Raw genomic sequence first — 7,426 nt, forward strand, 5'->3', positions numbered from 1 at the left:
ATTATCATCTTGTTGCAAATTATTTTGAATATTTATTAAGAATAGTCCAATCTGATAATTAAAGAGTTACATATTTTGAATTTCAGTGCTATTGTTAAAGTTCAAGCTTCAGGATGATGCTTGAGGAGAAATGGATGACGCAAAAAATACCCGGTTTGTCGTATTGGTTTCTTACGGATGATTATCGAGCTAAAGCACAGCTAAAATATGAGCTAAAACAACTGGAAACTCGCCTGCATCAACTTTTAAAGTTTGATCAAGAACAAACCTCATGCCACCAAGAGATAACAATGTTATGCGCACATCTGGCGCAAAAGTACATGAATTATTTAAAGTTAGTAGACCTTCATGCGCATTTTATCGATCATAAACCCTCTTATCAAACGAACACACTTAATTGGACAGAACAGTATTCGATTATTGCTAAGCTGAAACAGCGTTTATCAAAAATGGCTAATCAGAATGAGGAATGCAAATTGATTGCAGAAATCGCTTTTCTATACCGCCAATGTGCAAACCAAACTGATATGGCTGTTTCAGGTACTGAATCTACCGATGAATTAAAACAGTTGTTCCGTTGTACTCACTTGAAAAAATGGTTCTCTTCGTTAGTGACCTATTGGAATAGAATAGCCTGTAGAGAAGATGATTTGTCTCTTTTGTTTGATAATTGGCAGTATAATGAGTTGCAGTCAGCGCTTAATTTTTTTTCTGAGCCGCAATTAGTGAATCTGGCTAATGCATTATTTTTCTATAAGTTATTTCCAGAGAAGTTATTTGATGAATTAATTCATCCTGAAAAATTGGTATCAGTCCGCATGCGACTGGGCGTTATCCATGAGTTCATTGAATTGCTGCAACAGAAATTGTATCGAGTAGCATCACAGCATGGTTTAAAGTCCAAAATTGATTATTTATTTCACGGAGATGATCTTCCTCAGGGAATTCTTATAGATGTTGATGCCGAATATAGAGAAATTATTCAAATAGCGGTCAAAAGTTTAAAAATCAAATCTACCCCAGAAAATGAAGAACAGATCACCATTGAGCGTTTGCATGATTTGGGTCGTGCTTATAAATATTGGTTTAATCCAAACCGATTAATTGATGCGGTCATGATATTACAACAGCGTCTCGTTAAGTGTTCAGTTCCTGATAATGAGCGACTTTCAGTATTCCATCAAGAAATGCTTCGTCTCTACAGTCAGTTAACTACAACAAAATGTCTGGATCTTTACGGGTATTTTGCAAATAATGACAGTCGATATTTGTTGTATACGCTTTTTACTATAGTCCAGGACAAAACGCTGGATTGGCTGCCTTTGTTAACCGCATCCGAAAAGAATGCAGTAGTATGTGTCTTTAATGCGTTACGATGTGTCATGGAGGCATTGCGTGAAGAATTAAAAAACAGGCATGTAACAACAGAACCTTATGCTTACGATTTGGAAAAAAATGGCGTAAAAGTGCGGCGGCGCAATCGAGATGCTGTACTGAGGCTTATTGCCATTTATGGACGGGCGCCAATTACTGTAAGTGATTCATTAAAAAAATTATTCGATTTTATTGAAGATCATGATTAAATACACACCAGAGCTTAAGACGTTGATGGGCTTTTCAAGGAACTGGAAATGCCAGTTTGGCTCCATAGAAATTCTTGAGCTTTTGAGCGAGTTGAGCTGCGGGTGTTGATTGAGCAAATTCACTGTCGAGGTTATCAATCCATTCCCCATTTTCTAGATTTTGAATCACCGGTATATAAGAATGATCATCGGGATACAAGGCGAGGATCCAATGGCCACGAATGACTCCATAGAGTTTATCTCGATTTATTTTAGTTAATTCTTTAGGTTTTATTTCGAGTTCCCCAGTTTGGGGATTGACGTTATAAATTTGATGGCCAATTTCTATCGCCTTTTTTTTGGAAAAATCTTGATTAGGATACATACCACTTTCTATAAAAAAAGTGCGTTGTGCTGGAAGTGATTTAGGGTTTAGTATTGAATTAAGTAACGAAATTCCGTCCATAACAGATAGAGAGCGAATATTTAAGTAGTTTAACAAGGTCGGTGCTATATCTATTAATGCAACCCGTGTTTTTATTTTTGCCTTCGCCGTAATCTCTTTACCATTCTGGATTATCTTGAACGCTAATACGCTGTGGTATTGTTTGGGACTTAATATATCAGAACCATGGCCCGCACTTTTATCCAGTTCTGTGGCTGTTTTATTTTTAAAATACTCAGCCAGTCTGCTGCTTAATGAACTCTGATAATTTTGATAATTGGTTAGTCTGGAATCAGGGTAATATAAGGCTTCTCCATGATCGCTTAAGATAACTATAAGACTGTTCGTGAAATAATTTTGTTGTTCCAGATAGTTATAAAATGAATGAAATTGCTTATCTACCCGTTGCAGTGCGCTTTGATAAAGAGTATTTCTTTTACTGAGACTAAACTCATTATTCACCTCTTCGGGTGATGATTTTGCCCAAGCATAAGGCCAATGGGGAAGGGCAAAATGAACTGCTAAAAAGAGAGGTGTGCCATCAGATACAGGCCCTAATTCACGTTCCAGTTTGGCACTGAAAGTAGAGGGGTAATATGAAAAGAAACTGGCTCTGTTTGCATAATTGTATGGAAAGAACCAGGAGCTGATCGGCGCATTAATCAGTAAATTTCCCAGAGGAAAATCGTTAAACGAACCTAAAATAAAATCATTGATTCCTGTTTTGGGGCCAATTATTTTTTGAAATCCAAAATCTTTACCCAGGTTGTTAAATCGTCTGTCATCGGTTGCATATATCGTTTTATACCCTAACTTATTTAACTCCCAAACAATGCTCGCACTATTATTAACAGAGCTTTTGGCAACGAGGTTTTCATAGGCGTGATGATGCTTGGGATATAAACCCGTTAAAATAGAGCACCATGCTGGATAGGTTCTGGCAAGAGGACTAATAGTATTCGTAAACTGAGTGCTGTTATTTAATAATTGATACAGAAAAGGCATGTTTTTTTTATTGATGCTTTCTGGGCTTAACGAGTCTATTCCCAGAATAAGTATATTCGGTTTTGTATTGGTCGCTGTGTTAGATTTGTGTTGTGTATAAAAGAAACTCATACCAAGAACTATGGGAAGCAGTACTGTCAAGGCAGCAAGGCTACTTCGATACAATAATCTGTTCAATACTAATAGTCCTGCACCGCATAATGAAACAAAGTACAAAATCTGAATATACTGCTCAGGTACAGGAGGTGAAAATAATTTGCTAAACATGCTTAAGGGAAAATAGTAGGTATTTGCACTGAGAATAAGACAAACAAATAATGACCATATACCGATAAGCCATTGTTCTTCAGGGAAATGATGCCAGGAGCGTTTTAATACCCCTGTCAATAACCACGTTTGGACAATTGATACAATCAGGTAGAGGACTAAGTGAACACCCAATGTTCCCGCTAGTTCAAGGTAGATAGGTAAAGGAAGTTTAATTGAATTGACCAGGCTTTCTGATTGAGAATAAACAAGAAGCAATTGCAAAACAAAAAAGCAAACATTGTATAAAAAAAAATGCCAGAAGAAGGAAAGCGCAGTTCGAGCCTGCTTCATGATGTTTGAACGGCTGGACAGTTGATGTGCCAGTTATAAACGTAACTGTCTATAGTATTGATGTGTTTGAGTTGGCTAAGCAATGGTTCATGAGCAAATTGCAGTAAATGTCGGATTACGTCATGCTTTGTACCGCCATAATCTTCTTCATACCAATCATATAATTTGGAAATAATCAGCTTTCCTTCGATTACTTGTACTCCTCTTAGTGAGTTAATGTAAGTCGATGCGGCTGCGTTTAATTGGTGCTCCAATTGAGCTCCCTGATATGCTTGTTTACTTAAATTAGATGCACCTATGGTTGCATTATTGATTGCATAATGAGTGCGTGGATCGTTCCAAATTGGGCGAATAATTCGGTTATTAATGTCATCCAGAGATAATGTTGTTTTTTTAATTGTTAGAAGATTTGCGCCCCATGGTCCAACACTAAATAATCCAGGTGAAATATTAATCTCCTGAATACTGGCAATGGGATAGTAGCTTGCAACTGTTTGCACCGTCAGTGCATTGTACAGGTTAATCCAATAAGCCAATTGTTCCTGGCGGTTGTAATTGTCAATGTCTACTTGTGACATTTCTTTAATGTATTCTTTTAATGTATGTAAATCGTGAGGTGTGAGATGTGCATAGTCAATGAGATTTATTCCTTCTTCATTGGTTACAATATGCTTATCTAAAAAATTTTGCCAGATTTTATGAGATATAACTTGAGTTGACAGTGGATTATTTACTTCCCATCTTGGCCAAAGACTTTTATGGAAGGACGCATGGACTATTCCTGTCATAATAAGCAACGTTATCAGAATGATAAATTTTTTGAGCAATTTATTGGTGCAACTCAAATTAAACATTAATCGTGGCTCGGTTTCTTAAGGCGTTGCCTATGGTATTTCCATCTAAAAATTCTAATTCACCACCGGATGGTATGCCATGTGCCAGCTGACTAATATTTACTGACTCATTTCGTAATAATTGGTGAATGAAATGAATTGTTGTTTGACCTTCAACACTTGGACTTAATGCGACAATCACTTCTTTAATATTTTCTTGTTTAATCAGATTCTTAAGTCTGGGCAGGCCTATATCATCAGGGCCAAGTCCATCGAGTGGGGATATTTTCCCCATCAAGACAAAATACTTGCCTTGAAAAGCATTGCTTTGTTCTACAGCAGAAACATCAGCAGGGCTTTCTACAACACAAAGCAACTGAGAATCTCGTTCAGGATTTTGGCACAGTGTACACAAGGTATGTTCAGTATAATTATTGCAGCGTTGGCAATGATTGATGTAATTCATGGCCTGTTCCAGACACGATGCGAGGTGTAAACCTCGCTGTCTTTGGTTTTGCAACAGGTGAAATACCATACGCTGAGCGGATTTGGGGCCTACGCCTGGAAGACAGCGCAGCGCTTCAACCAGGCGAGATAGTGTATCCATATTCTGGTTTATTCCCCTTTACCGCCTGCGGCTCCGCCCATCAAATCAGTTGGAATATTAAGTCCTGCTGTTAATTGGCTGATTTTTTCTTTGGACGCTTTTTCAATTTTACGTACCGCATCGTTGATCGCAGCTGCAACGAGATCTTCGAGCATTTCAACATCATCATCCATTAACGTGGGTTTTATTTTAACTTCGGTAACATCATGTCGGCCATTCATCTTGACGTGAACCATACCACCACCAGATTCGCCGCTGACGACCAATTGGCTTAATTGTTGTTGTGCCTCTTGCATGCGCTGTTGCATTTTTTGCGCTTCTTTCATCAGATTACCAAGATTTTGATTAATATCCATCACTGCCTCGTTTTTTTAGGGTTAGTTAGACTATTATATGTCATCTTTGAGTGGGACAATAGAATTTTTGACCAATTCGGCAGAAAATTCTTGCTGAATTTGCTGAAATAATGGGTCATTGTGTAATGCGTTCTCTGCTTTTTGCTGTTTTTGTTGGGTGGCTCTTTCTTTTTGTTGAGCAGGTGTAGCGTGTACCGCTTCAGAGCTGTTAAGAATAATTTTAACAGGGCTTTGGTAGTAATCCATCAATGCAGCTTCAATACGACTGGTAGTCGTAGGTGTAAATAGGGATTCATGCCCTTTATCAACTCTTAATGTAATGTCACGACCTTCCTTACCGATAAATTCAGCATTTTCTATCGCATTCAGAGCAAAGCCTGTCAGTTTAAGTTGTGGAATGATGCTGGCCCAGTTTTGAGTTTCTATTGGAATGGTGGCCTTTATTTCTTGAGCAGTTACAGTATCGTGTTCATCTGCTTGTTCAGATGCTCGTGCCTGATCAACTAGAACAGTGGGATTTGTAATAAGAGGATCAACATGTTCTTGCGATGGTTTTTCATCCGGTAATTGGAGTGGGGTCAAACACTTATTCTGTTCAGTGACCTGTGGGGGTAGTGTTACAGTTGGAGCGGGTCTGAAGGTCAACATGCGTAAAAGAGTCATATTAAACCCAATGGCCAAGGTTGGAGCAAGATGAATTTCTTCACAGCCTTTAAGACATATTTGATAAAATAACTGAATGTCCTCTTTTGAAAAGTTCTTAGCAAGCTCTTTGATTTCATCTTTAGGGCTGATTAAAGGGTTTGCATCTCCCAAGCACTGGTAGACGGCAATTTGATGAAGGTAATTTAGCAGTTCATCAATAACGTAATTAAAGTGTCCTCCCTCTGCAGCTATATACTGACTTAATTTCAGCATTTGGGGCCCGTTATGTTGAGCCAGGGCATCCAGGATCTTGGCTGCATAATCCTGTTGTGTGTATCCCAGGATTAATTTAACATCACGGGCAAGCAACTTATCAGTACAACTGGTAATGGCCTGATCCAATAGACTCAAGGCATCACGCATACTGCCGTGGGCGGCGTGAGCCAGGATATCCAGAGCATCTGGTTCATAATCCAGCTGTTCATCATTGAGAATGAGCTGCAAGTGGCTGCTGATTACCTCTGTTGCTAAATGCTTTAAATTAAATTGCAAACAGCGAGACAATACTGTAACTGGTAATTTCTGGGGGTCCGTTGTTGCTAAAATGAATTTAACATGTGCTGGTGGTTCTTCCAGTGTCTTAAGAAGTGCGTTAAAACTGTGTTGAGACAACATATGCACTTCATCAATCAGATAAATTTTAAAGCGCCCATTAGTTGGTGCATATTGAACATTATCCAAAACCTCACGAGTGTCTTCAACTCGTGTTTTAGAGGCACCATCAATTTCAATAAGGTCAATAAATCGTCCTTGCTCGATCGCAAGACAGGCATCACATTGAAGGCAAGGTGTTGAGCTTACCCCCGTCTCGCAGTTAAGTGCTTTGGCAAGAATACGGGCAACGCTGGTTTTACCTACACCGCGAGTCCCTGTGAAAAGATACGCATGATGTAATCGCTGTTGATTTAGCGCATTGATTAACGCTTTGTTAATGTGTTCCTGGCCAACCAGTTGGGAAAAAATGCGTGGTCGCCATTTACGGGCAAGTGCGAGATAGCTCATAAAGGTTTTCACTAATTGGGTGGCAGCTCTAAGAGCCACATCTCGGCGCCCGAATCAATCGTTACCGCTGCTCCCTTCCGGGCCTGACGGGGTTCACGATCTATCGTCGCGAGAGGACCAATAGAGCCACCATAGTTGAATTGGGAAGAGTAACAAAAAAACCAGTGAAGCGCTAGATCCAGAATAAAGATTTTATTCAGGCTTCAAGAGAGACAAAATCAAAGAGAAATTGGGGGGTTTACATAACCAGGCTAAACATGGTGACATAATGTTCCAGTTGTAAGGTAGTATATTCAGCGAGAGGAAAAACA

Annotated in this window: 6 protein-coding genes and 1 other RNA gene; 1 reads left to right on the forward strand and 6 read right to left on the reverse strand. The window is 39.0% G+C overall.

What is annotated here, in order from left to right:
- The first annotated feature begins 134 nt into the window (after positions 1–134).
- On the forward strand, positions 135–1,583 hold the full coding sequence (locus tag Lwor_RS07245; protein WP_058493221.1) for a hypothetical protein: 1,449 nt from the start codon (positions 135–137) through the stop codon (positions 1,581–1,583).
- 34 nt (positions 1,584–1,617) lie between these two features.
- On the opposite strand, the gene Lwor_RS07250 is transcribed toward Lwor_RS07245, so the two are convergent.
- From Lwor_RS07250 to ffs, 6 genes are all read right to left on the reverse strand, one after another.
- Positions 1,618–3,612 carry a sulfatase-like hydrolase/transferase gene (locus Lwor_RS07250; RefSeq protein WP_058493222.1) on the reverse strand — a complete coding sequence of 665 codons (1,995 nt, stop codon included), beginning with the start codon at positions 3,610–3,612 and terminating at the stop codon, positions 1,618–1,620.
- Positions 3,609–4,400, reverse strand: coding sequence for a DUF547 domain-containing protein (locus Lwor_RS07255; protein WP_415582805.1), 792 nt, complete (start codon positions 4,398–4,400; stop codon positions 3,609–3,611). Before Lwor_RS07255 ends, Lwor_RS07250 begins: the two co-directional genes overlap by 4 nt.
- Before the next feature lie 58 nt (positions 4,401–4,458).
- Entirely contained in the window at positions 4,459–5,052 is a 594-nt protein-coding gene (recR, locus tag Lwor_RS07260; protein WP_058493224.1) for a recombination mediator RecR, read from the reverse strand.
- Between the two features lie 8 nt (positions 5,053–5,060).
- Positions 5,061–5,408, reverse strand: a complete 348-nt coding sequence (locus tag Lwor_RS07265; protein ID WP_058493225.1) for a YbaB/EbfC family nucleoid-associated protein — start codon at positions 5,406–5,408, stop codon at positions 5,061–5,063.
- Positions 5,409–5,441: 33 nt separating this feature from the next.
- Entirely contained in the window at positions 5,442–7,115 is a 1,674-nt protein-coding gene (gene dnaX / locus Lwor_RS07270) for a DNA polymerase III subunit gamma/tau (protein ID WP_058493379.1), read from the reverse strand.
- 26 nt (positions 7,116–7,141) lie between these two features.
- An RNA gene (ffs, locus tag Lwor_RS13330) (signal recognition particle sRNA small type) lies at positions 7,142–7,238 on the reverse strand.
- Positions 7,239–7,426 lie beyond the last annotated feature (188 nt).

Source organism: Legionella worsleiensis (genome assembly GCF_001467535.1).
In the GTDB taxonomy this organism is placed as follows: Bacteria; Pseudomonadota; Gammaproteobacteria; order Legionellales; family Legionellaceae; genus Legionella; species Legionella worsleiensis.